This window comes from Roseovarius sp. (assembly GCF_040219995.1).
Classification (GTDB): Bacteria; Pseudomonadota; Alphaproteobacteria; order Rhodobacterales; family Rhodobacteraceae; genus Roseovarius.
Window position 1 is genome coordinate 76,819 of the sequence record NZ_JAVJUC010000041.1, and the last position, 22,272, is coordinate 99,090.

The following is a 22,272-nucleotide window of genomic DNA, read 5'->3' on the forward strand; positions in this document are numbered from 1 at the left end:
CGTTTAGTTCTGGGCGTAGAATTCGATCACGAGGTTCGGTTCCATCATCACCGGATAGGGCACGTCCGAAAGGCCGGGCTGGCGCACGAAAGTGGCCTTCATCTTGGAATGATCGGCGTCGATGTAATCGGGCACGTCGCGCTCGGCGAGTTGCACGGCCTCGAGCACGGCAGCAATCTGCTTGGACTTGTCGCGGACCTCGATCACGTCACCCTCTTTCACGCGGTAGGAGGGGATGTTGACGCGCTTGCCGTTCACCGTGACATGGCCGTGGTTCACGAACTGACGCGCGGCGAACATCGTGGGGACGAACTTGGCGCGGTAGACCACGGCGTCAAGGCGACGCTCGAGCAGGCCGATCAGAAGCTCGCCGGTGTCACCGCGGACACGCTCGGCCTCGGCGAAGATGCGGCGGAACTGCTTTTCGGTCAGATCGCCGTAATAGCCCTTGAGCTTCTGCTTGGCGCGCAACTGCAGGCCGAAATCGGAAATCTTGGCCTTGCGGCGCTGGCCATGCTGGCCGGGGCCGTATTCGCGGCGGTTCACCGGGGATTTCGGACGGCCCCAGATGTTTTCGCCCATGCGGCGGTCGATCTTGTACTTGGCAGACGTGCGTTTGGTCACGGCTGATCTCCTTCTTTATGTGTCGAAGGGCGTTGTCCTCTGGATTGCTCCCGACAGGCATCCCCTTGCGGGGGCCACCAACACCAATGAAGCCGCGCTTATACAGGGGTGCGTGCGGGTGTCAACAGGGGTGTTGGATCGTGTGAGGAGGGGTGGCATGGTTGGCTTGGAGCTGACATAGCACCCCGCCAGAAGGTGCCGCGGGACGGTCCGGCGATCGCGCGGCACCTTCGGTGCGTTTCGCGCGGGATGCGGCAACGGCAGCTTCAGGCCAAATTCACCATGGCCCTCAGCTAGCCCCCATCCCGTTCAATCTCAGAAACAGGCTTTCTTCATCGTCATTGCGAAAAAATGGCACCGAGACAGGCGGGGTGCGGTCATGTGCGCGGGCTGTGACTTCGGCCAGCACCACCTCGGTGATGAAGGGCAGGTCGAATCGGCGCGCGTCGGCAAGCGGCACCCATTGCAGGTGGCTCAACTCCTCGCAGGCGGCGGAGAAATCATCAGGGTCACCAGCCAGCGCTTCGGCGTGCACAAGGAAAAACCGCGCGTCAAACCGGCGCGGGCGGCCCGGTGGCGTGATCGCTCGGAACACGAATTGAAGCGGGTCGGCACGCGGCACCAGACCGCGCGCGGCAAAGCCCTGCCAGTCGGGCGGCACCTCGCCCGGCCAGTCCCCGGGCTGACCGAGCGCAAGCCCGGTTTCCTCCCACAACTCTCGCACCGCTGCGGCGGCGAGAGCATGAGACAAGTCGCGCGCACAATCCTCGCGCAGGCGCTCGGTGCAGAGGGTGGGCAAGGGCCGAACAAGCGGGATATCGGCATCGCCCGCATCCACGGCACCGCCGGGAAAGACGAACTTGTTGGGCATGAAGGCCGCCTGCGCGCCGCGCTGCCCCATAAGCACATGCGGGCGCTCTTCATCGCGCAAAACGATGACCGTCGCCGCATCGCGGATAGCGGTCTTGTCAATGTCGCTCATCGCCGCCCTTTCGCGCGCAGGGCCTAGCGGCTGTCGCTGAATCCGTGCATCAGCCGCGCCCATTGAAAGGCCACGATGGCCCCTTTCAGACGGGGCAGAAGGTAGAGCGAGAGCGTGATCGTGCCAATAGCGAAAATGGTGAACAGCACCAGTGGTTCCGGCCGGAACTGAACGAAGGCGATATGCAGCAGCGGTGCCATCAAGTGCCCTACGATCAGGATCGTCAGATAGGCGGGGCCGTCATCGGCGCGCGCATGGCTCAGATCTTCGCGGCACACGGGGCAGGTGTCGCGCAGCTTGAGGTAGCTCTTAAGGATCGGGCCGCTGCCGCAATTGGGGCATTTGCGGGAAAACCCTTTGCGCAGGGCGGGCCAAAGTTGGCGGTCGGTCTGTTCGGCGGTGGTGTCGCGCATGGGGCGGCCTTTCGTTGCGTTGGCGCAAACATGGAGAAGTTGTGGGCCGGATGAAAGGTGACAGCCTGTCCTTGCGGCGCCATGTCGCAAATCATCTGAAAAGCGATGCAAAAAAATCAAACACTCGCGACGGAAGCCCGGGCTGCGCGCGTATCAGCTTGCAGAAACGGCCGGGATGCAGGTGCGTTTCACGAGGTTGAACATGTCACAAGAGAACAGGAGAATTCACGATGAGAAATATGGTTCTGATCGCAGGTCTGGCCACCACGATGGCGCTTGGTGGGCTGAGCGCCGTCGAGGCAAGCAGCCACAAGGGCGGAAAGTCTCACGGCGGCATGCAGATGAAGCACAGCTTCGAGGATCTTGACGCCGATGGCGATGGAAAGATCACGCCGGAGGAAATGGCCGGTCACATGCAGGCGCGTTTTGATGGGGCCGACAGCGACGGCGACGGCGCTCTTTCGCGTGACGAGTTGGTTGCGCGGATGATGGAGCGCCGGGCCGAGCGGATGGCCAAATACGCCGATCACATGATCGAGCGGCATGATGAGAACGGCGATGGCAAGCTGAGCATGGACGAGATGCGCGCCGATCGTCAGGGCAAGATGTTCAAGCGTGTCGATGCCGATGGCGATGGTGCGATCAGCGCCGAGGAATTTGCCAAGATGCGTGAGATGCGGGGCAAGCATCACGGCATGAAGCAGGGCGGCAAGGCCTCAGAGTAAGCATCCGGGATGGCGGGCAGGGCCACGTGCCGTGCCCGCCGCACTGGTCAGGGACCGGGCTGAAGGATACGCTTGAGGGCCATGACGATGCCGTTCGACGCCAATGACGACGTGCCCGATGAGGCGCTGCTCGTGCTTTTCGCCAATGGCGACAGCGCGGCGGCGCGCGCGCTGACCCGGCGGCTGACGCCGCGTGTGATGGCGCATGCCTATCGCCTGTTGGGCAACCGGGCTGAGGCCGAGGATGTGGCGCAGGAGGCGATGCTACGACTGTGGAAACAGGCCCGCGACTGGCGGCAAGGCGAGGCGAAGGTGACCACCTGGCTCTACCGTGTGGTGGCCAATCTGTGCATCGACCGGCAACGCCGGACGCGGGGCGGGTCGGTCGCGCTCGATGCCATCCCCGAGCCTGCGGACGGGCGCGCGAGCGCCGATGAGACCTTGCAGGAGCGCGCCCGCGCCGAGGCGTTGCAGGCCGCCCTGAACGATCTGCCCGAACGGCAGCGTCAGGCGGTGGTGCTGCGCCATATCGAGGGGCTGGCGAACCCCGAGATCGCCGAGATCATGGAAATCACGATCGAGGCCGTGGAAAGTCTGACCTCGCGGGGCAAACGCGCGCTGAGCGCGGCCCTCGCCGGGCGGCAAGAGGAGTTGGGATATGTCGATGAGCGATAAGCAGCGTACAGGCGACGGGCTCGGTGGCTTTTTCGAGGCCGCGCGTGGGCATGCGCCCACACCCTCGCCGGACCTTCTGGCGCGGGTTCTCGCAGATGCCGAGGCAACGCAACAGCCCGCCCGCTTGCCTTCTACGTCGGAAGGGTTGGTGGTGCGTCTCTATCGTCTGCTTGGCGGCTGGCCTGCCATGGCGGGGCTGGCCACGGCGGCGCTGACCGGTATCTGGATCGGCACCGCCTTGCCCGAGGGGCTGATTGGCACCGCCGAGGCGGCCTACCTCGTGGATATTACGCCGGAAATGGCCTTTGATCTGGCCGGGGGGGAGTTCTGATGGCAGAACTGAAAGAGCGACAGGACAAGTCCGGCACCGGGCGATGGATGCGCGTGCTGCTGGTGGTTTCGCTGGCTGTGAACCTTGCGGTCGTCGGGGTCGTCGCCGGATGGGCACTGCGCCATGGCGGGCATCACGGGCACCATCCCTCACGACTTGATATGGCGGGCGGGCCGCTGACCCGGGCGCTGAGTGACGAGGACCGCCGCGAGATCGGGCGACGCATGCGCGAGGTCTGGCGCGAGACGCGGGCCGACCGGGCTGACCTCGGGGCAAGTTTCGACGCGCTGGTGGGTGATCTGCGCGCAGTGCCTTTCGATCCCGACCGCGTGGCCGAGCGCATGCGCGAGCAACGCGAAGGATTTGCCGCCCGGTTTGAGATGGGGCAAGAGGTGCTGATCGCGCATCTGGCCGCGATGAGCGATGCAGACCGCGCCGCCTATGCGGACCGTCTGGAGGCGCGGATCAAGGATTATCGTGCTCGGAGATCGGGAAAAGACCGCGATTGACCGGATGACCTCAACCCATGCGGCGGCGCACTAGCGACGGAATGCCACCGGCAGGTTGAAGCTGTGGCTATCGCCCGGCAGGGGGGCGGGCTTGGCGGGCAGGCGTGCGCCTTGCACCGCCTGGACTGCTGCCGTGTCGAGCGCCCGATCACCCGAAGATTGCCGCACGCGCACCGCCATCAGTCGTCCGGTGTCCGACACCGTGAGCGTCAGGTGCACCGTGCCGCTTGACCGGGTGCCGCGCGGATAGCGCTTCTGTCTTTCGATCCGGCTTCGGATGGTGCCGCCCCATTCGGCCATGAGGCTGCTTCGGGTGGTCGGATCGAGCGTCGTTGCAGGAGCGGCTCTGGCCGCGCCGCCGGCTTTTTTTCCGCCATCGCCGCGTGCCACTTCCTTGGAACGGGCGGGGCTGGATCGCGCGGGCTTGGGGGTGGGTCGCTCGGGGCGTGCCGTGGGCCGTTTGCGGGGTAGGGCAGGGGCGGTATCGGCCTGCGGCAACGCGTCGGTTTGCGTGGGGTTGCTGAGCCGTGCGGTCATCGCGGGGCGGGCGGGGGCCTGTTCCGACATGGCGTCGGGCTGGGCGTGATCCGCCTGCGGGTTGGGTGCCGTTGGCTGGGGCGCGCGGTCGGTCAGTTCTGGCGTAGGAAGGGGGGCGGCCTCGACATCTGGGAGGTCGGGTGTGGGCGCGGCCATTTGCGGTGCGGTCGGGGCCGGACCGCTACGTGGCGCGGTCTCGGGGCGCAGTCCGACCGGGGTTGCGTCCGGGCGCGGAGGGGATTTGGGTTGTGCTGCTTCTCGCGTCAGTTCAACCGGCTGCCGCCAGGCCTCGACCAGCGCGGCCATCTGCGGGCTTGATGCCTCCAGCGTCATGCTCTCGGCCCCCTGTGCGCCGCCTGCACCGCTGTTACCATCGGGGGCGGCGGTCCAGACCCCGGCATGCACGGCGACGGCAAGGGCGAGGAAGCCGGTGAATTCCAGACCGCGGATCATGGCGCCCCCGTCAGGAGTTCGATCTCAAGGATGCCGCGTGCCGCGAGTTCCGGCAGCAGCCGCGCAAGCGCCTGCGCCTCGAGCCGCGCGTCGGCGCGGATTTGCAAAGGGGTGTCAGGCACGGCGCGGGCGGCAATCGCGTCATAGACCGCCGCGCCCCGCGCGGCGTTGAAGGCGAGCCGCCCCTGCGCATCCATATAGAGCGTGTCGGCGGACCGGGCCGCGGTGTCGCTGGCACTTTCGGGCAGGGTCACGTCGAAGGGGGCGGGCGGGGTGATCTGCGCGCTCATCAGAAAGAAGATCAGCAGCAGAAAGACCACGTTGATCATCGGCACGATGGCCTCGGAGGGGCGGCGGCGTCTGGGGGTGGCGAACTCCATGGGCCTACTCCACCACGATCAGTCGCGTGAGCCCGGCGGCGCGCAGCGCATCCGTGACCGCGATCAGCGATTGCAGGTCGGCCCCGGGCGCGGGGCGCAGCACCACGGCATCGCCCGTGTCATCCATCAGCGGGGCGAGGGCTGTGGGCAGGGCGTCGAGCGTCACGGGGGTTCCATTGAGCGTGAGCCCCTCCGCCGCGATCCCGATCAGGCGGGGCGGGCCGTCATAGGTGGCGTTGCCGCTGCCTCCGGTGGACAAGGGCAGCGTCATGTCATGGCCGAAACGTGCGGCCAGCATGAAGAACACCAGCAACAGGAACACCACGTCGATCATCGGCGTGAGGCTTGGGCGGCGGGGCGCGCGGGGCTGGCCAAAGCTCATCATGGCTGGCCTCGCTCGCGCGGGGTGGTGAAGATGCGGGTGGCGGCGTCTTCCATATCGGCCTGCACGTGGTCGGCGACGCTTTCGAACCAGGTCAGCGCCATCGAGGCGGGGATCGCCACCGCCATGCCTGCGGCGGTGGTCAGCAGCGCCTCCCATATACCACCGGCGAGGATCGAGGGATCGGCGCTGTTGCCGCTGTCCTGCAACGCCTGAAAGGCGGCGATCATGCCCAAGACCGTGCCCAGGAGGCCCACGAGCGGCGCGATGGTGGCGATGAGTTCGAGCGCGCGCAGCCCGGAGCGTGCCTCGTTCAGCAGGGATTTGGCGATGCGGGTGGTGTCCTCGCGCGCCTCGCGCTCGCCCCAGTGGGGGGCCGTTGCCGCCTCCATCGCTGCGAGGGCCAGGCGCGCGCGCAAGCTGCGGCGCGGGCGCAGGAGGGCTGTGGCCTCGGCACCTTGGCCATGCTGCCAGAGGGCCACCGCGCGGTCGGTCACCGCCCCGGACCACGCGCCGGTCAGCAGCAGCCGCCAGATCTTCCACAGGATGAGTGCGAGCGTCAGCACCGAGAGCGCCGCGATCACCCAGAGCGCCGGGCCGCCGCGATCCAGAAATCCGATGAGCGCGGTGCTATCCATGCTCCACCTCCTTTGCCGGTCGGGTCCATGCCTGCGCACCTTGGCGCACCGCGTCAAGCACCGCGCGGCCCACGGCCTCGCCTGCCTCGGTATGCAGGCCTGCGTAGCGCGGCGGGCCTTCAGGTGCGGCGATGGCGATGCAATCGGTGCCGGTGCCGGTGGCGATGCCGGTGGCAAGGCGCAGCCCGGTCTCGGCAATGGCGACGGTGCGGGCCTGCGTGGCGATGCTCATCGCCTCCAGCCGCGCGGCGTCGGTCAGGCCGGTCTCCAGCACCACCGCGATGTTGATCGTGCCCCAGCCATGCGCCGAGGGGGGCAGGCGGCTGCCCACGCGCTCGGCGTTCGACAGGCCGACGGTGGCCACGGCGCGGGCGGTGACGGCACCCGCCGTGGCGCGCGCCTCGCAATAGCTGCCGATATCGCATGAGGTGAGGAAACAGACCGCATCGCAGGCCTGCCGAGCGGCGAGATCACGGTCGAGCCAATCCTCGACATCGAGATCTTCGGGAAGGTCGGCATTGCGCACCTCGCGCCACAGGATGCGCCGGGCGAGCACCTGACCGGGGCGGTTCACGGCCCAGCTGAGCACCGGCATGTCGCGGCCCAGATCGAGCGACAGCCACGGGCGATCCAGGTGCAGGCGGCTCATCGGGTCACCTCGAGCGGTTGAAAGACGGGGCCTTGCGCCGTGTGCGCGTAATGCGCCGAGACATGGAAGATGCGCGCGAGGTTGTCGGGTGTCAAAACGGCATCGGGGGGGCCATCGGCGGCAATGCCGCCCTCGCCCAGCAGAATGAGCCGGGTGCAATGGCGCGCGGCCAGCCCCAGATCGTGGATCGAGACGATGACGGCGCGGCCTGCCTCTGCCAGCCCGGCAAAGACCTCCATCGTGGAAATCTGGTTGGCCGGATCAAGCCCCGCGATCGGCTCATCGGCCATCAGGAGCGGGGTGTCCTGTGCCAGCGCCCGCGCGATCAGCACCATCGCCTGTTCGCCGCCCGACAGGCGCGTGGCGGTGCGGTGGCGCAGGGCGTCGAGCCCCATGGTGGCGAGGGCCGCGTCGACATGGGCGCGGTCGGCCGCGCTGATGCCCTGTAGCCCCGACAGGTGCGGGGTGCGGCCCAAAGCGACCAGCGTCTCGACGCTCACCGGCCAGGCGATATCGCGCGCCTGCGGCATCCAGGCAGCGGCGCGGCCACGGTCGCGGGGCGTGAGGGCGGCAAGGCTGCTATGGCCGCTATGCGGGACAAGCCCGAGGATCGCACGCAAGAGCGTCGTCTTGCCCGCGCCGTTGGGGCCAATGAGGCCGACGCATTCCCGTGGTCCGACGCTGAAGCTGACATCGCTCAGGACCGGACGCGCGCGCAGCCGCACCGAGAGGGTATCGATGCTGAGCAGGGTCATGCCATCTCCGCCCGTGTCTTGTAGATCAGGTGCAGGAAGAGCGGCGCGCCGACGAGGGCTGTGAGCACCCCCAGTTTCAGGTCGCGCTCGGGCAGGACCAGCCGCACGGCGAGATCGGCGGCGAGCACCATGGCGGCCCCGCCAAGCGCCGAGGCCCAGAGCAGCCGCGAGGGCCGCGCGCCCACCAGCGGGCGCAAGAGGTGCGGCACCACGAGGCCGACAAAGCCGATGGCCCCGGCCACGGCGGTCGCCGCGCCGACCACGCAGGCGGTGCCGATCACCAGCGTCAGGCGCAGGCGGGTGAGACGGATGCCCATGGCCTCTGCCGCGTCCTCGCCCAAGGTCAGCGCGTCGAGTCCGCGCCCGAGGGTCGCGAGCCCGACCCAGCCCACCACCATGAGCGGCAGTGCCAGCCAGACATGCGTCATCGAGCGGTCGGCGAGCGAGCCCATCATCCAGAACACGATCTCGGAGGCGGCATAGGGGTTGGGCGAGAGGTTGAGCACCAGCGAGGTGAGCGCGGCGGCAAGCGCCGAAATGGCGATACCCGCGAGAATGAGCGTGATCGATGCGCCGCGCGGCCCGGCCAGCATCAGCACCAGCAACACGCCGGTGCCCGCGCCCGCAAGCGCCGCGAGCGGCAGGCCGAGGGTAAAGGCGGCGGCAAGCCCGGTATGGATGGCGATCACCGCGCCGAGGGCGGCAGAGCCCGACACGCCAATGAGCCCCGGCTCTGCCAGCGGGTTGCGCAGGTAGCCTTGCATCGCGGCACCCGCAAGGCCGAGGCTTGCCCCGATCATCAGGCCCAACAGGGCACGCGGCAGGCGGATTTCGCGCATCACCAGCGGCAGGGGGCCGTCACCGCCGAGGATCAGCGCGGAGAGGTCCGACAGGGCGGAGGTATCCGACGGCCCGGTCGTAAGCGAGGCCGCGAAGAGCACCGCCACGAGGGCCGAGAGGGCGAGGGCAAGGCGGCTCATTGCCCGCCCTCCGGCATTGCGCGGCGCGCGTCGGTCAGGCGCTCGACGGCGTTCAGCACATGTGGCGTGCCGCAGATCCAGTCGGGCGAGGTGATCCGCAGCCCGGCGCGCCCCTTGCGCAGCGCATCGAGCGCGGGATGCCCCAGCACCGCCTCGGAGCGCGAGGCACCGGGCAGGGGGGCGGCGCTGATCAACAGGTCGGGCGCGGCCATGACAAGCTGTTCCAGCGGCAGCGTGCCGCCGCCGCGATGGCCAAGCTCTGTCGCAAGATTGCGAAAGCCTGCGGCGCGCAGGATGTCGTCGGCCAGCGTGCCGCCGCCAAGCGTGTAGCCGTTGGGATGGTAGAGCGCGGCGCGCGGGCGGGGGCCAGCCTCGGCCTCCAGCGCGGCAAGGCTTGCGTCGAAGCGGGCGATGAGGGCCGCGCCCTCGTCCTCGCGCCCCAGAACGCGGGCCATCTGTGCGATGCGCGCGCGGGTGTCTTCGAGCGACTTGGCGGTGTCGAACTGCTCGACCCGAAGACCCACCCGGCGCAGCATGCCGATGGTGGCGGGATCGGTATAGGCCCCGGCGACCACCAGATCGGGGGCCAGCAGGTAAACCTCTTCGGCGCGGCCCTGATTGACCGGATAGCCGCGCGCGGCGTCGGCCATGGCGGAACTGTGCGGATCGGCGGCCAGATCGGAAACCGAGATCAACTGCCCCGGTGCCGCCAGCATCATCGCCAGCTGATCGGTGCACAGGTTGATCGACACGACCCGGCGCGGGGCCGGGTCGGCCCCGGCTGCGGTCACGGCCCCCGCAAAGGCGAGGGCCATGCCAAGCGATATGAGCCTAGAAAGACGCACGCAGCCCCACATAGGCGGCGCGGCCCGAGGTATTGAACCCGCCTGCGGTCTCGTAGTCCTCGTCAAAGAGGTTCTCGACACGCAGGAAGGCATCGACGCTGTCGGTTACCTGATAGGTGCCGTTCACATGGACCAGCGTGTGCGCCCCAACGAGGTTGTTGGCGGGTGCAAAGGTTGAGGGCGTGATGCCCGACAGTCGCTGGATGGTCACCTGGCCATCAAGGCGCGGTGTGATCTGCGCCTCGAGCCCCAGAGCCACATCGTGACGCGGTACGCGCGCGGCATCGACGCCGTTCTGCTTGGCGTCGGTGAAGGTGTAGGCGGCGTTGAGCGTCAGGAATTGGTTGATCGTGACGCGACCCGACAGTTCGACGCCTTCACCTTCGAAATCCGCTGTCTCGAAACAGCCGAAACCGCTGCCGCAACGGGTCGAGGCCCCGTCAAAGAAGATCTGATTGTCGATCTCGGTGGAAAACAGGGTCACGCGGATGAAGTCCTCTCCGTCAAGGCGCTTTTCCAGCCCAAGATCGTAGCTGATCGAGGTTTCCGGCTGAAAGGCCGGATTGCCAAAGAACGGATCGAGTTGCGACAGCGTCGGTGCGCGGAAGCCGTCGGATGCCGAGGCGCGCAGGATCAGGTCGTCGTGGATGCGCCATGCGAGGGCGGCACGCGAGGACAACTCGGCCGAGAATTCAGAGTGGTCGTCATGCCGCACCGAGAGGGCGAGATCGAGCGCATCGGTGGGTGCCAGCAGAAGTTCGGCTTGCAGCCCTGCGATGTCGATCTTCTGGTTGAGGTCCTCCTCCTCGGTGTAATCGCCGCCGAAACTGAGCGCCCAGATCCCGCCCGTATCATAGCTGCCGCGATATTCGATGCGGTCGCGTTCGCCTTTGAACGGTGTGGGGGTGCCGTTGGAGAAGCTGACGCGGTCGGTCTCGAAGGTTGAGTAGGCCAGTTCATGACTGACCGGCCCGGTTTCGAGTTCGGTGAAGAAGCGCACGCCTGTGACCTCGCGCTCGTTGAATTCATCGAACGGCGCGGCCCCGTCGCCGCCGAACTCGTCAAACTCCGCGCGGCTGTCGATATAGAGAGCGCTGAGACCTGCGGCGAAGATATCCGTGACCTGGTGGCGCAGATAGAGATTGGCCTGGGTCGAGTCGAAGCCGTCATCCTCTGTCCCGGCGGCGGAGGCGGAAAAACCGTCACTCTCGGTGCGGCTGATGGAAAAGGCCAGATCGGTGCGGTCGGTGCGCGCGGTCAGGCCAAGCACGCCGCGACGGGTGTCAAAGCTGCCCGCCTCGACCTCGGCAAATCCGTGTACGCCGTCCTCGGTGGGGCGCAGGCTCTCGATATTGACGACGCCGGCGACGGCGTTCTGCCCGAAGCGCGCGGATTGCGAACCCTTGAGCACCTCGATGCGGCCAAGTCCGGCATTTGTCAGCCCGCCAAAATCGAAGCCGCCGCCGCTGCTTGCGGGATCAGTCACGTCGATGCCGTCGATCAGCACCGGCACATAGGCACCGCCGAGGCCACGAATGCGCAGCGTCGAGGTGGTGCCGAGCGGGCCATTGCTTGAGGACGAGATGCCCGGCTGAAAGGTCAGGAAATCCCCAAGCCGTGCAGTTGGGGCGTCGCGCACCTCATCGGCGGGTAGCACCTCGACGGTGGAGCCGCTGCGTTCGAGTGTGGTGTCGGTCTGGTTGGCGGTGACGGTGATGGTGTCGAGTTCAAACGCGTCCTGCGCGAGGGCGGGGGCGGTGCAGAGCGCGCAGAGCGCGCCATAGGCGGTGGTTCGCAGATATGTCATTTAGTGTCCTTCAATACCGGTCTCCGGCATCGGTGTTCCAAGGTGCGAAGTCATTGGAAAGGACATGGCCCCTCCGCAGACGGTGAAAGCGCCACCACTACGGAATAGACCGTTATCCACGGCGCGCCCCGCGCCCGGATAGGGTGATCACCTCGGCAGGTCTCCTGACTCGCGGGTCGCTGCTTTACCGGGCCTTCCCGTCACATGGGGTGACAGTGGCATATGCCGGTATCGCTCGCCGCTTACAGTTGCGGGGGCAGTTACGGAATTGATCCAAGGCGAGGATCGCACCGTATTCCCTTTTCACCGGAAATCTGCATTCCCGGACCGAAGTAAATCTTCGGATAATCGTGATGCGGGATTCGTGCAAGGATAAATATATTCGGACGCGATCGACACCCGATCCACATATTCAAACATGTTGCGCCGGAACCCGGTGTCGCTTCTGATACGTGGTCATGATCCTGCGACACGCATATATGTTGAGTGAGGTGCACGCTTCGAGCATCTATTGGGGACCTGCATGATGAAAATGCAGGACGCGGCATCACGAACGCGGAGACACGAATGCTGAGATACACACCGGGAGAGGATGTCGGCGTGCTGGAGCTTTGGCCCTTTGACGCGCCGGAGAGCGATTACGTGATCGTGGCCGGGCGCCCTGTTTGCCACGGGCGGCTGGATGCGGGCGGGCCGGGGCATGACACACGCTCCGGTATCTGGCGCTGTACGCAAGGCGCGTTCACATGCACCGAACAGGGCGACGAGATGATGGTGATCCTCGAGGGGCACTGTCGTATCACGGATCACGCAAGCGGCGAGGTGCTGCGCCTCGGCCCCGGTGACTGTGCTTTTGTGAAGGATGGGATGCGTGTGACGTGGGAGGTATCCCAGACGGTCACAAAGGCCTTCATGGGGTGGAAGCCTGGCGGATACTGATCCGATATCACGGATGACTCATCGAAAATACCGGCTTGAAATGAAACAGGCCCCGGAATGATCCGGGGCCTGTTTCTTGTCCGTGTCGTGTCCATCAGTGGGCGGGCTGCTTGTCCCAGTCCTCACGCTTGGGGAGTTGTTCGAACGTGTGCTCCGGCGGCGGCGAGGGCAGGGTCCATTCCAGCGTGTCGGCGTATTCGTTCCAGGGGTTGGCCTGGGTCGACTTCGCCCCGCGCATCAGTGTGTAAATCACGATGCCGAAGAAGAAGATGAACGACGCGAAGGAGATGAAGGCCCCGATCGACGACCACCAGTTCCAGACCGCGAAGGCCTCGGGGTAGTCGATATAGCGGCGCGGCATGCCCTGACGCCCCAGGAAGTGCTGCGGGAAGAAGGTCAGGTTCGCGCCGATGAACATCGCCCAGAAGTGCAGCTTGCCCGCCCATTCGGGGATCATGCGGCCGGTCATCTTGGGGAAGCAGAAATAGATCCCCGCGAAGATGGCGAAGACCGCGCCAAGGCTCATCACATAGTGGAAGTGGGCCACGACGTAGTAGGTGTCGTGATAGGCCCGGTCCACCGATGCCTGGCTGAGCACGATGCCGGTGACGCCGCCAACGGTGAACAGGAACAAGAAGCCGAACGCCCAGAGCATCGGTGTCTTGAACTCGATCGAGCCGCCCCACATGGTCGCGATCCAGCTGAACACCTTCACACCCGTCGGCACCGCGATCACCATCGTCGCCAGCATGAAGTAGCTCTGCTGGGTCAGCGACATGCCGACCGTGTACATGTGGTGCGCCCAGACGACAAAGCCCAGAACCCCGATCGCGATCAGTGCCCAGACCATCGGCAGGTAGCCGAAGATCGGCTTGCGCGAGAAGGTCGCGATCACGTGGGAGATGATGCCAAACCCGGGCAGGATGATGATGTACACTTCCGGGTGGCCGAAGAACCACAGAATGTGCTGGTAGAGGATCGGGTCGCCGCCACCCGCCGGGTCGAAGAAGGTCGTCCCGAAGTTGCGGTCGGTGAGCAGCATGGTGATCGCGCCTGCAAGCACCGGCAAGGCCAGCAGGATCAGCCATGCCGTGACGAATATCGACCATGCAAAGAGCGGCACCTTGAACAGTGTCATGCCCGGCGCGCGCATGTTGAGGAAGGTGGTAATCATGTTGATCGCGCCAAGGATCGAGGACGCACCCGACACGTGAACCGCGAAGATCGCAAGGTCCATCGACATGCCCGCCTCGTTGGTCGAAAGCGGCGGGTAGAGCACCCAGCCCACGCCCGAGCCAAGTTGTCCGTTGCCGCCCGGAGCGAGCAGCGAGGCGACGCCAAGTGCCGTGCCTGCGACGAACAGCCAGAACGACAGGTTGTTCATCCGCGGAAACGCCATGTCCGGCGCGCCGATCTGCAACGGCATGAAATAGTTGCCGAACCCGCCGAAGAGCGCAGGAATGACCACAAAGAACATCATCAGGACGCCGTGATAGGTGATCATCACGTTCCACAGGTGACCGTTGGGCGTGCATTCCGCCACGTCGGAGGCGATGAATCGCGCGCCTTCCATGCACATGTACTGAACGCCCGGTTCCATAAGTTCCATCCGCATGTAGACGGTGAACATGACCGAGATGAGACCGACGATCGCCGAGGTGATCAGGTAGAGGATACCGATATCCTTGTGGTTCGTGGACATGAACCACCGGGTAAAGAACCCGCGCTGATCTTCGTGTTCGTGGCCGTGAATGGCTGCGTCTGCCATTTGATGCCTCCTGCTGATGATTGTGACGGGCGCGTGGAATCCCTTCGGCTCACATGCCCGTGATCCCCCAAGGTTTTAGAATGTCCCGCACGGCGCGGCAATGCGCGAATTTGATGCAGATCAAAGAATTTTGTCGCACCCCCTCGCGGTTGGCGGCGGTCATTCGGTGGGCTTGACCATTTTGAGCGAGGGACACCGGCAACATTTGATCATTGAGCATCCGAAGGTATGCGTCGCAAGAAGCAACAAGAAATACTTCTTGTCCGACCTTTGATGATACCCTATTTCTGGTAACGGTTTTCGAGAGATCATGTTATGCGTTCAATCTTGTCTATAGCTACCATCGCTGCGCTTTTTCTGAGCGCGCAAGCCGCCTCTGCCGAGTTCGCCATTGATTTTGAGTGGGGAGATATTCCGGCCTGCAACTCAGGCCGACCCAACACGGTCGGAAGCCCCGCCTTCGTCCTGAGAGATTTGCCAGCGGGCACAACGTCTGTTGACTTCCGGCTCAAGGATCGTGACGCGCCGAATTACAATCATGGCGGGGCCAAGGTTAAGATTGGGCAGGATGCGCAGATGCCGTTCGGAGTGTTCAAATACAAAAGCCCATGTCCACCGGGTGGATCACACACTTATGTGTGGACAGCGACTGCACGCGCCGGGAACAAAGTGCTGGGGCGCGCGACCGCTTCCAGAAAATATCCCGAGTAAAGCCGCCAACCACTGTCAGGTTGAAGCCGAGGCGGACTCGAGCAATAGACCGTTCTTACCCTTTAGCTGCGAAGATACGTGAGAGCCGTGCCGCCTCCTCGCGCAGACCGTAGAGCGGGTTCACGACGAACATTCCAGAGCCTGTCATACGGTGTCCTTCGCGGACCGGTGGAAAGCGGACCTCGTGGCGCAGGGCGTCGGGGAAGGTCGCGCCGAGATGGGTGAGCATCGCAGTGTGGGTGCCACTGGTCAGGATCGGATACCAGAGCATCAAAATACCCACGTTCCACTTCCGGGCGATCTGGGCGAAGTGGCGGGGAATGCTGTCATATTCCGTCTTTATCTCATAGCTTGGATCGGCCAGCAGCAGCCCCCGCCGCGGGGTGGGCGGGCAGAGGGTGTGCGCCATGGCGAACCCGTCCTCCTGACGCAGTCGCGGGCGATAGGGGGTCAGATGCGAGGCGAGCAAGGCATGTTCGCCCGGGTGCAATTCGGCGAGGTGCAGGCAGTCATCCGCGCGCAGGCTAAGCGCCGCGATGAGTGGCGAACCGGGATAGGCGGTGGCCCCGTGTGCCGCGCGCGTGGCATCAAGGCGCAGGCGGTAGGGGTGGTCGGGGGCGAAGGCCGCCTCGAGCCGGTTGATGCCCTGCGCCGCCTCGCCGGTCTTGGTGGCCGCCGCGTCGCCCAGATCATAAAGGCCGCGCCCGGCATGGGTCTCGATATAGCTGAGTGGCTTGTCCTTGTGCATGAGGTAATCGAGCATCCACGCCAGAAGCGCGTGCTTGTGGACATCCGCCGCATTGCCCGCGTGGTAATGATGTTGATAGCTCAGCATGTGGCCCAATAGCAGTCGGTTCCGGGCGGGGGAAGATGGGATGAGCGGCCGCGTGTCGCAAACAGGACCAGGTGACCGCGCGGAGGCGGCCACCTGATTTGCTGTTGCATACCGTACTGGAAACAGATCACTCTTGAATATGGTACGTCACTGAATGTGCGGGTCGCGCTGCATGGGATGCGTGCAGCGTGCCCCCCACAAGGCTTATATGGCGTGTGCAATGTGGCGGAAATTGGGGTCTGTGCGGGTAAGGTCTTGGCATTTGGCCGGGTGCTGGATCTCAGGTTGCGCTGAGGCGCCGCTCTTTCACGCAGGGGTTGAAAGTGCCAAGCGCAGGCTTGCGGAACGTAAGAAAAAGAGGAGAGAGGCATGGAAATGAACCTTGGCATGCGGCCGCAGATGCGGGACTTGCTGGATCGTGTGGCGGCAATGGTGCGCGACGAGATAATGCCGTTGGAAGCCGAGTATCACGCCGAAGTCGGCAAGGGCGACCGTTGGACATACACGCCACGGCAAGCCGAGATCCTTGAAGGACTGAAAGCGCGCGCCAAGGCGGAGGGGCTGTGGAATTTTTGGCTGACCGACAGCGCGCGTGGCTTTGGCCTGACAACCGTCGAATATGCCTATTTCGCCGAAACGATGGGGCGCACGCCGATGGGGGCGGAGGTGTTCAACTGCAACGCCCCCGATACCGGCAACATGGAGGTTTTTGAGCGCTACGGCACGGAGGCGATGAAGGCCGAATGGCTCGCCCCGCTGCTGGAGGGGGAGATCCGCAGCGCCTATCTGATGACCGAGCCGGAGGTTGCCAGTTCGGATGCCACAAACATCGCCATGTCCTGCGCGCGCGACGGCGATCACTACGTGCTGAACGGCCAGAAATGGTGGGCCACCGGCGCGGGCGATCCGCGTTGCCGGGTCTATATCGTGATGGTGCGGACGGGCGGCGGCGACCTGCCCAAGCACCAGCGTCATTCGATGATCGTGGTGCCCGCGGACACGCCCGGCATCGAAAAGCTGCGCCCGATGGAGGTGTACGGCCACGATGACGCGCCGCACGGGCATATGCATTTCCGGTTCACGGATGTGCGTGTGCCCGCCGAGAACATGCTGTTGGGCGAGGGGCGCGGGTTCGAGATCGCGCAGGGACGGCTCGGGCCCGGGCGCATTCATCACTGCATGCGCGCCATCGGGCAGGCCGAGGCCGCGCTCGAGATGATGTCCAAGCGCAGCCTCGCGCGTGAGGCGTTCGGCAAGCCGCTGGCGCAATTGGGGGCGAATTACGACATCATCGCCGAATGCCGGATGGAGATCGAGCAGGCGCGGCTCTTGTGTCTCAAGGCGGCGTGGATGATGGATCAGGGCGACGCCCGCGCCGCCGCCCCCTGGATCAGCCAGATCAAGGTGGTGGCCCCGCGCGTGGCGCTCAAGGTGATCGACGAGGCGGTTCAGATGTTCGGCGCGCAGGGCATTTCGCAGGATGTACCGCTCGCCGCGATGTGGACTCATGTGCGCACGCTGCGGCTGGCCGATGGCCCCGACGCCGTGCATCGCCGACAGGTGGCCCGGGCCGAGTTGCGCAAGCACACGCAGGAAAAGGTCTGAGCGTTTGGCTCAGACCCCCCGTATGCGGCTGACCATTTCCGTGGTGTCTCGGCTCAGGTTCGGCGTGGCGAGGATGCGGTCGAGTTCCGCGGTGATCAGCGCCTGCCGGCCCGTATCGTAGCGCCGCCAAGTCTCGAACGCCGTGCACATCCGCGCCGTGGTCTGCGGGTTGAGCGGGTCGAGCGCGATCAGCCAATCCGCCAAGAGCGCATAGCCCTTGCCCGAGGCGTGGTGAAAGCCTGCCGGTGACATGGCGAGCGCGCCCAATGTGGCGCGGAAGCGGTTGGGGTTGCGGATGGTGAAATCCGGGTGCTCGGTCAGGCGCGCGGCGGTGTCGGCGGTGTCCTGCGGTGCGGCCTGAAGGATTTGCAGGCTGAACCATTTGTCGATCACCAGCCGGTCGTGCTGCCATTGCTGATAGAAGGCGTCTACCGCCGCCTTGCCCTTGCCCTTGCCCGCCTGGAGCAGGCAGGAGAGCCCGGCGAGTTGCTGGGTCATGTTGTCGGCGGTGTCATATTGCGCCTGCGCCTGTGCGCCGCCATCGCGCCGGGTGAGGATGGCAAGCGCCGCATTGGCGAGCGCTCGTGCGCCGGTCTGGTCGGGGTCTGGGCGGTAGGGCGCGCGGACCTGATGCTGGTCGTAGAGGCTGCGCGCGGTCTCTTCCATCGTGATCGCGCGGGCATCGCGCAGCGCCTCGAGCGCGTCCCAGATGGCCTGCGGGTCGGGGGTGTGGCCCGCGTCATGCAGCGATTGTGCGAGATCGTCCTCGCTTGGCAAGCCGAGGGCGAGGGCGCGAAAGGCCGGGTCGAGCGTCTCGTCGCGGGCCATGGTGTGGACGGCGTCGAGATAGGCGGCGTCGGGGGCCGCGCCGTTGCGGATCATCGCCAGAAGCCCGTCGCGGGCGAGGGCGCGCCCAGCCTCCCATTTGTTGAACGGGTCTGTGTCATGGGCGAGCAGGAAGGCGCGCTCGGCATTGGTGGTTTCACGCTCGACGATCACCGGGGCGGAGAAATCGCGCAGGATGGAGGGGACGGGTTTGGCGGCCAGCCCGTCGAAGCTGAAACTCTGCCGCGCCTCGGTCATCTTCAGCAGTTGCGTTTCTCTGACCTCATCGCCGTTGGGCCCCAGAAGCCCCACGGCAATCGGGATCACGCGGGGGTCTTTCACCTCCTGCCCCGGCGTGGGCGGGGTGTGTTGCTCGAAATGCAGGGTGTAGGTGCCGCCCTCGTAGTCCTCGCTGACCCGCAGGCGCGGTGTTCCGGCCTGCGTATACCAGCGTTTGAACTGCGCCAGATCGCGGCCGATCGCGTCCTCGAACACCTGAAGCCAGTCTTCGATTGTGCAGGCCTGCCCGTCATGGCGTTCAAAGTAGAGATCGAGCGCCTTGGCATAGGCCGCATCCCCCACCAGCCGCTTGAGCATACCGATCAACTCGGCCCCCTTCTCATACACCGTCGCGGTGTAGAAATTGTTGATCTCGACAAAGCTTTCGGGGCGCACCGGGTGGGCGAGCGGGCCGTTATCCTCGCGGAATTGGCGGGCGCGGAGCGCGATCACGTCGCCGATGCGCTTCACCGGGGCGGAGCGCATGTCGGCGGTGAACTCTGAGTCGCGATAGACCGTCAGGCCTTCCTTGAGGCAAAGCTGAAACCAGTCGCGGCAGGTGATCCGGTTGCCGGTCCAGTTGTGGAAATATTCATGCGCGATGATCGCCTCGATGCGCTCGAAATTGGCGTCGGTGCTGGTTTCGGGGCTGGCCAGAACGCAGGAGGAATTGAAGATGTTGAGCCCCTTGTTCTCCATCGCGCCCATGTTGAAATCATCGACCGCGACGATGTTGAACAGGTCAAGATCGTATTCCCGCTCGTAGACCTTCTCGTCCCATGTCATGGATTTCTTGAGCGCCTCCATGCCGAAGGCGCATTTGCCCTCGTCGCCGGGGCGCACCCAGATGTTGAGATCGACGTTTCGGCCCGAGCGCGTGGTGAAGCGGTCTGAATGGGCGATCAGATCGCCCGCCACGAGGGCGAAGAGATAGGCCGGTTTCGGCCAGGGATCGTGCCACTCGGCCCAGCCATCGCCCTCTGCCACCGGGTTGCCGTTGGATAGCATCACCGGCATGTCGCCCTCGACCCGGACGGTGAAGACGCTCATCACGTCGGGGCGGTCGGGGTAATAGGTGATCTTGCGAAAGCCCTCGGCCTCGCATTGGGTGCAATACATGCCGTTCGACATATACAGGCCCTCAAGCGCTGTATTGTTGGCCGGGTCGATCTCCACCTCGGCCTCGAAGGTGAACGGCGCGTCGGGCGCATTCGCGGTCAGGCCTTCGGGGGTGACCTCGGGCGTGATTGCCGCACCGTCGATTTTCGCACTTATGAGGCGGAGGTTTTCGCCATGCAGGAAGAATGTGCGGCTTGACGATGCGGGGTTGGGGCGAAACTCTATCTTGCTGAGAACGCGGGTTTTTTCCGGTGAGAGGCGGAAGGTCAGATGTACCTTTTCGACCAGAAAGGCTGGCGGAGTGTAATCGGCGAGATAGATAGTCTGGGGTGAGGCGTCTTTCATCGCGGGCGTCTCCGTCAGCTGGATCAAAAGGGTTTCGGCGGACGTTAGGGCGATGCGCGCGCGGCTTCAATGCAAGATGCGCGCGGATAGACGTATATGAAAGGAGACACCATGTCGGCACCCGACACGAATGTCGAAAAGCAGAAGAAACAGCACAAACCCGCGCTGATCGGGATTCGAGGAGCGATGCTCTTTGCTCTGGTGTTGCTCTTGGGGTTGATTGGCTGGGTCGCCTCGCAGGGGCAGACGCCGGTCGACCCGGATGTCAAGATTGACGGACGCACCGGTGAGGAAGTGGTCGTCGAATGATCGAGGTCGCCTGACATGACCGCGCCGGTGATCTGCTGGTTCAAGCGCGACCTGCGGGTGCAGGATCATGCCGCACTCGCCCACGCCGCGCGGCTGGGCCCGGTGATCCCGCTCTATATCGTTGAACCGGATTTATGGGCGCAAGGCGATGCCTCGGGGCGCCAATATGCGTTTCTCGGCGAGGCACTCGACAGCTTGCGCCACGAATTGAACGGCATCGGCCTTCCGCTGATTGTTCGCGCCGGCGAGGCGGTGCCGGTGCTGGAAAGCTTGCGCGCCGCGCATGGCGTGACCGATCTGGTCAGCCACGAGGAAACCGGCAACGGCTGGAGCTTTGCGCGCGACCGGCGCGTGACGGCTTGGGCGCGCGGGCAGGCGGTCATGTGGCATGAGATGCCGCAATGCGGGGTGATGCGGCGGCTAGACAATCGCGATCGCTGGCAGGGGGCGCGAGATGCGTTCATGCGTGCGCCTTTGGAGCCGACGATCTCAGGCGCTGTGGCGGTAGCCGGGATCACGAGCGACCTGATGCCCGAGGCGCGCGCGCTCGGCCTTGAGGATCATTGCTCAGGGCGGCAGCACGGCGGGCGGCGAGCCGCCATGCGTGCCCTCGACAGCTTTCTGACCACGCGCGGAGAGAGCTATACCCGCGCCATGTCGTCGCCGCTCACCGGCGCGCGGGCTTGTTCGCGGCTCAGCCCGCATCTGGCCTTCGGCACGCTCTCGATCCGCGAGACGGTGCAGGCGGGGCGCGCGGCCCCCACCAGGCGCGGTGCGAATTGGGCGCGCGCGATGCGGTCGTTTCAGGCGCGCCTCGCGTGGCGCGATCATTTCATGCAGAAGCTGGAGGATGAACCGGCGATCGAGCATCGCTGCCTGCACCCAGCCTACGAAGGGTTGCGCCCCAGTGAGCCTGACGCCGTGCGGCTCGCGGCATGGACGCGGGGCGAGACCGGGCTGCCCTTTGTCGATGCCTGCATGCGGTCGCTGATCGCGACCGGCTGGCTCAATTTCCGCATGCGCTCGATGCTGATGGCGGTGGCGTCCTATCACCTGTGGCTCGATTGGCGGGCGACGGGGGCCGTGCTGGCCCGGTATTTCACCGATTACGAGCCCGGCATTCACTGGTCTCAGGTGCAGATGCAATCGGGGACAACGGGGATGAACACGATCCGCATCTATAACCCGGTCAAGCAAGGGCAGGATCAGGACCCGACCGGCGCATTCACGCGGGCTTGGGTGCCGGAACTGGACGACGTGCCGGATGCGCATTTGCAGCGGCCATGGGCGTGGGACGGGGCAGGCGGGCTGTTGGGCAAGGGCTACCCCGCGCCGATTGTCGATCCGGTGGCGGCGGCGAAGGCGGCGAAAGAGGCGGTCTATGCCTGTCGCGCGGCGCATCGCGGCGATGCCGAGACGGCGCGGATCGTGCAAAAACACGCGAGCCGCAAGCGGCCGCGCCGCAAGCCGCGCAACGATGCGCAGCTGAGCCTCGACCTCTGATGCCGCGCGCCCGCCGCAAATCCGATCTGCCGGTCAAGACCTGCGCCACCTGTGGCCGCCCGATGCAGTGGCGGCGCAAATGGGCCAGCGTCTGGGACGAGGTGCGCCATTGCTCGGACCGCTGCCGAAGGCGGCGCAAAGCGGCTGGTGTGGACGGGAAAACCACGGCCGACCGGGATGCGTTTGACCGGTGACGCAGCCCCCGCCCACGGCACGGAGCATGGCGCGTAAAGGTCAAGAAACCGTGCAGGGATATTGGGCAAACCCGCATCAGCGCACGAGAATATGTGCGCTGATTGATGTTTTGTTATTCCATTGCGCGTTATATTCAAGGCAAATGGAACATAAC

At 65.3% G+C, this 22,272-nt stretch carries 24 protein-coding genes and 1 riboswitch; of the genes, 9 read left to right on the plus strand and 15 right to left on the minus strand.

Translation table 11 applies throughout. From position 1 onward, the window contains the following. Nucleotides 1-3: 3 nt before the first annotated feature. From rpsD to RID11_RS16905, 3 genes are all read right to left on the minus strand, one after another. On the minus strand, nt 4-624 hold the full coding sequence (gene rpsD, locus RID11_RS16895) for a 30S ribosomal protein S4 (RefSeq protein ID WP_050661680.1): 621 nt from the start codon (nt 622-624) through the stop codon (nt 4-6). 289 nt (nt 625-913) lie between these two features. Further along, nucleotides 914-1,606, minus strand: a complete 693-nt coding sequence (locus RID11_RS16900; protein ID WP_350141214.1) for an NUDIX hydrolase — start codon at nt 1,604-1,606, stop codon at nt 914-916. 23 nt (nt 1,607-1,629) lie between these two features. Beyond that, on the minus strand, nt 1,630-2,019 hold the full coding sequence (locus RID11_RS16905) for a DUF983 domain-containing protein (protein ID WP_350141216.1): 390 nt from the start codon (nt 2,017-2,019) through the stop codon (nt 1,630-1,632). A 230-nt stretch (nt 2,020-2,249) separates the two neighbouring features. Here RID11_RS16905 and RID11_RS16910 point away from each other — a divergent pair, with 230 nt between their 5' ends. The 4 genes from RID11_RS16910 (at nt 2,250) to RID11_RS16925 (ending at nt 4,259) form a co-directional block, all read left to right on the plus strand. Next, nucleotides 2,250-2,744 carry an EF-hand domain-containing protein gene (locus RID11_RS16910; protein ID WP_350141218.1) on the plus strand — a complete coding sequence of 165 codons (495 nt, stop codon included), beginning with the start codon at nt 2,250-2,252 and terminating at the stop codon, nt 2,742-2,744. Nucleotides 2,745-2,825: 81 nt separating this feature from the next. After that, a complete protein-coding gene (locus tag RID11_RS16915; RefSeq protein WP_350141220.1) occupies nt 2,826-3,419 on the plus strand; it encodes an RNA polymerase sigma factor in 594 nt (197 codons plus the stop codon). Further along, the gene (locus RID11_RS16920) at nt 3,403-3,750 is read left to right on the plus strand and encodes a hypothetical protein (protein ID WP_350141222.1); all 348 of its coding nucleotides are present in this window, start codon (nt 3,403-3,405) and stop codon (nt 3,748-3,750) included. Before RID11_RS16915 ends, RID11_RS16920 begins: the two co-directional genes overlap by 17 nt. Then, nucleotides 3,750-4,259: a periplasmic heavy metal sensor gene (locus RID11_RS16925; RefSeq protein ID WP_350141224.1), complete on the plus strand. Its 510-nt coding sequence runs from the start codon at nt 3,750-3,752 to the stop codon at nt 4,257-4,259. The genes RID11_RS16920 and RID11_RS16925 overlap by 1 nt, the downstream gene beginning before the upstream one ends. A 30-nt stretch (nt 4,260-4,289) precedes the next feature. Here the strand turns inward: RID11_RS16925 and RID11_RS16930 are convergent, their stop codons facing one another. From RID11_RS16930 to RID11_RS16970, 9 genes are read right to left on the minus strand one after another with little or no spacing between them, the layout of a single operon-like run. Continuing rightward, nucleotides 4,290-5,249 (minus strand): energy transducer TonB family protein, encoded by a 960-nt coding sequence (locus RID11_RS16930; RefSeq protein ID WP_350141226.1) that lies wholly within the window; start codon nt 5,247-5,249, stop codon nt 4,290-4,292. Continuing rightward, nucleotides 5,246-5,629: an ExbD/TolR family protein gene (locus RID11_RS16935; protein WP_350141227.1), complete on the minus strand. Its 384-nt coding sequence runs from the start codon at nt 5,627-5,629 to the stop codon at nt 5,246-5,248. Before RID11_RS16935 ends, RID11_RS16930 begins: the two co-directional genes overlap by 4 nt. Nucleotides 5,630-5,633: 4 nt before the next feature. Then, nucleotides 5,634-6,011: an ExbD/TolR family protein gene (locus tag RID11_RS16940; protein WP_350141229.1), complete on the minus strand. Its 378-nt coding sequence runs from the start codon at nt 6,009-6,011 to the stop codon at nt 5,634-5,636. Further along, the gene (locus tag RID11_RS16945) at nt 6,011-6,649 is read right to left on the minus strand and encodes a MotA/TolQ/ExbB proton channel family protein (RefSeq protein WP_350141230.1); all 639 of its coding nucleotides are present in this window, start codon (nt 6,647-6,649) and stop codon (nt 6,011-6,013) included. Before RID11_RS16945 ends, RID11_RS16940 begins: the two co-directional genes overlap by 1 nt. Continuing rightward, nucleotides 6,642-7,298: an adenosylcobinamide amidohydrolase gene (locus RID11_RS16950; RefSeq protein WP_350141232.1), complete on the minus strand. Its 657-nt coding sequence runs from the start codon at nt 7,296-7,298 to the stop codon at nt 6,642-6,644. Before RID11_RS16950 ends, RID11_RS16945 begins: the two co-directional genes overlap by 8 nt. After that, nucleotides 7,295-8,053 carry an ABC transporter ATP-binding protein gene (locus tag RID11_RS16955; protein ID WP_350141234.1) on the minus strand — a complete coding sequence of 253 codons (759 nt, stop codon included), beginning with the start codon at nt 8,051-8,053 and terminating at the stop codon, nt 7,295-7,297. The genes RID11_RS16950 and RID11_RS16955 overlap by 4 nt, the downstream gene beginning before the upstream one ends. Then, on the minus strand, nt 8,050-9,033 hold the full coding sequence (locus RID11_RS16960; protein ID WP_350141236.1) for a FecCD family ABC transporter permease: 984 nt from the start codon (nt 9,031-9,033) through the stop codon (nt 8,050-8,052). Before RID11_RS16960 ends, RID11_RS16955 begins: the two co-directional genes overlap by 4 nt. Next, nucleotides 9,030-9,848, minus strand: coding sequence for an ABC transporter substrate-binding protein (locus RID11_RS16965; RefSeq protein WP_350141238.1), 819 nt, complete (start codon nt 9,846-9,848; stop codon nt 9,030-9,032). Before RID11_RS16965 ends, RID11_RS16960 begins: the two co-directional genes overlap by 4 nt. A gap of 16 nt (nt 9,849-9,864) precedes the next feature. Next, on the minus strand, nt 9,865-11,685 hold the full coding sequence (locus RID11_RS16970) for a TonB-dependent receptor plug domain-containing protein (RefSeq protein ID WP_350141240.1): 1,821 nt from the start codon (nt 11,683-11,685) through the stop codon (nt 9,865-9,867). A 137-nt stretch (nt 11,686-11,822) separates the two neighbouring features. After that, a riboswitch (cobalamin riboswitch) is annotated at nt 11,823-12,032 on the minus strand. A 220-nt stretch (nt 12,033-12,252) separates the two neighbouring features. Between RID11_RS16970 and RID11_RS16975 the strand changes: the two genes are divergently transcribed. After that, on the plus strand, nt 12,253-12,624 hold the full coding sequence (locus RID11_RS16975; RefSeq protein ID WP_350141242.1) for a cupin domain-containing protein: 372 nt from the start codon (nt 12,253-12,255) through the stop codon (nt 12,622-12,624). A gap of 94 nt (nt 12,625-12,718) precedes the next feature. On the opposite strand, the gene ctaD is transcribed toward RID11_RS16975, so the two are convergent. Together ctaD and rlmJ are read right to left on the minus strand one after the other, a co-directional pair. Then, nucleotides 12,719-14,392: a cytochrome c oxidase subunit I gene (gene ctaD, locus RID11_RS16980; protein WP_350141244.1), complete on the minus strand. Its 1,674-nt coding sequence runs from the start codon at nt 14,390-14,392 to the stop codon at nt 12,719-12,721. Between the two features lie 766 nt (nt 14,393-15,158). Continuing rightward, nucleotides 15,159-15,938, minus strand: coding sequence for a 23S rRNA (adenine(2030)-N(6))-methyltransferase RlmJ (gene rlmJ / locus RID11_RS16985; protein WP_350141246.1), 780 nt, complete (start codon nt 15,936-15,938; stop codon nt 15,159-15,161). A 369-nt stretch (nt 15,939-16,307) separates the two neighbouring features. Between rlmJ and RID11_RS16990 the strand changes: the two genes are divergently transcribed. Next, the gene (locus RID11_RS16990) at nt 16,308-17,543 is read left to right on the plus strand and encodes an acyl-CoA dehydrogenase family protein (protein WP_350141248.1); all 1,236 of its coding nucleotides are present in this window, start codon (nt 16,308-16,310) and stop codon (nt 17,541-17,543) included. A 9-nt stretch (nt 17,544-17,552) separates the two neighbouring features. Here RID11_RS16990 and pepN read toward each other — a convergent pair whose 3' ends face one another. Further along, entirely contained in the window at nt 17,553-20,111 is a 2,559-nt protein-coding gene (gene pepN / locus RID11_RS16995) for an aminopeptidase N (RefSeq protein WP_350141250.1), read from the minus strand. A gap of 111 nt (nt 20,112-20,222) precedes the next feature. Here pepN and RID11_RS17000 point away from each other — a divergent pair, with 111 nt between their 5' ends. The 3 genes from RID11_RS17000 to RID11_RS17010 are packed head-to-tail and all read left to right on the plus strand — an operon-like array spanning nt 20,223 to nt 22,117. Further along, nucleotides 20,223-20,420, plus strand: a complete 198-nt coding sequence (locus RID11_RS17000) for a hypothetical protein (RefSeq protein WP_350141251.1) — start codon at nt 20,223-20,225, stop codon at nt 20,418-20,420. Nucleotides 20,421-20,435: 15 nt separating this feature from the next. Continuing rightward, the gene (locus RID11_RS17005) at nt 20,436-21,923 is read left to right on the plus strand and encodes an FAD-binding domain-containing protein (RefSeq protein ID WP_350141253.1); all 1,488 of its coding nucleotides are present in this window, start codon (nt 20,436-20,438) and stop codon (nt 21,921-21,923) included. Next, nucleotides 21,923-22,117, plus strand: coding sequence for a DUF2256 domain-containing protein (locus RID11_RS17010; protein ID WP_350141255.1), 195 nt, complete (start codon nt 21,923-21,925; stop codon nt 22,115-22,117). The genes RID11_RS17005 and RID11_RS17010 overlap by 1 nt, the downstream gene beginning before the upstream one ends. Nucleotides 22,118-22,272: the final 155 nt, after the last annotated feature.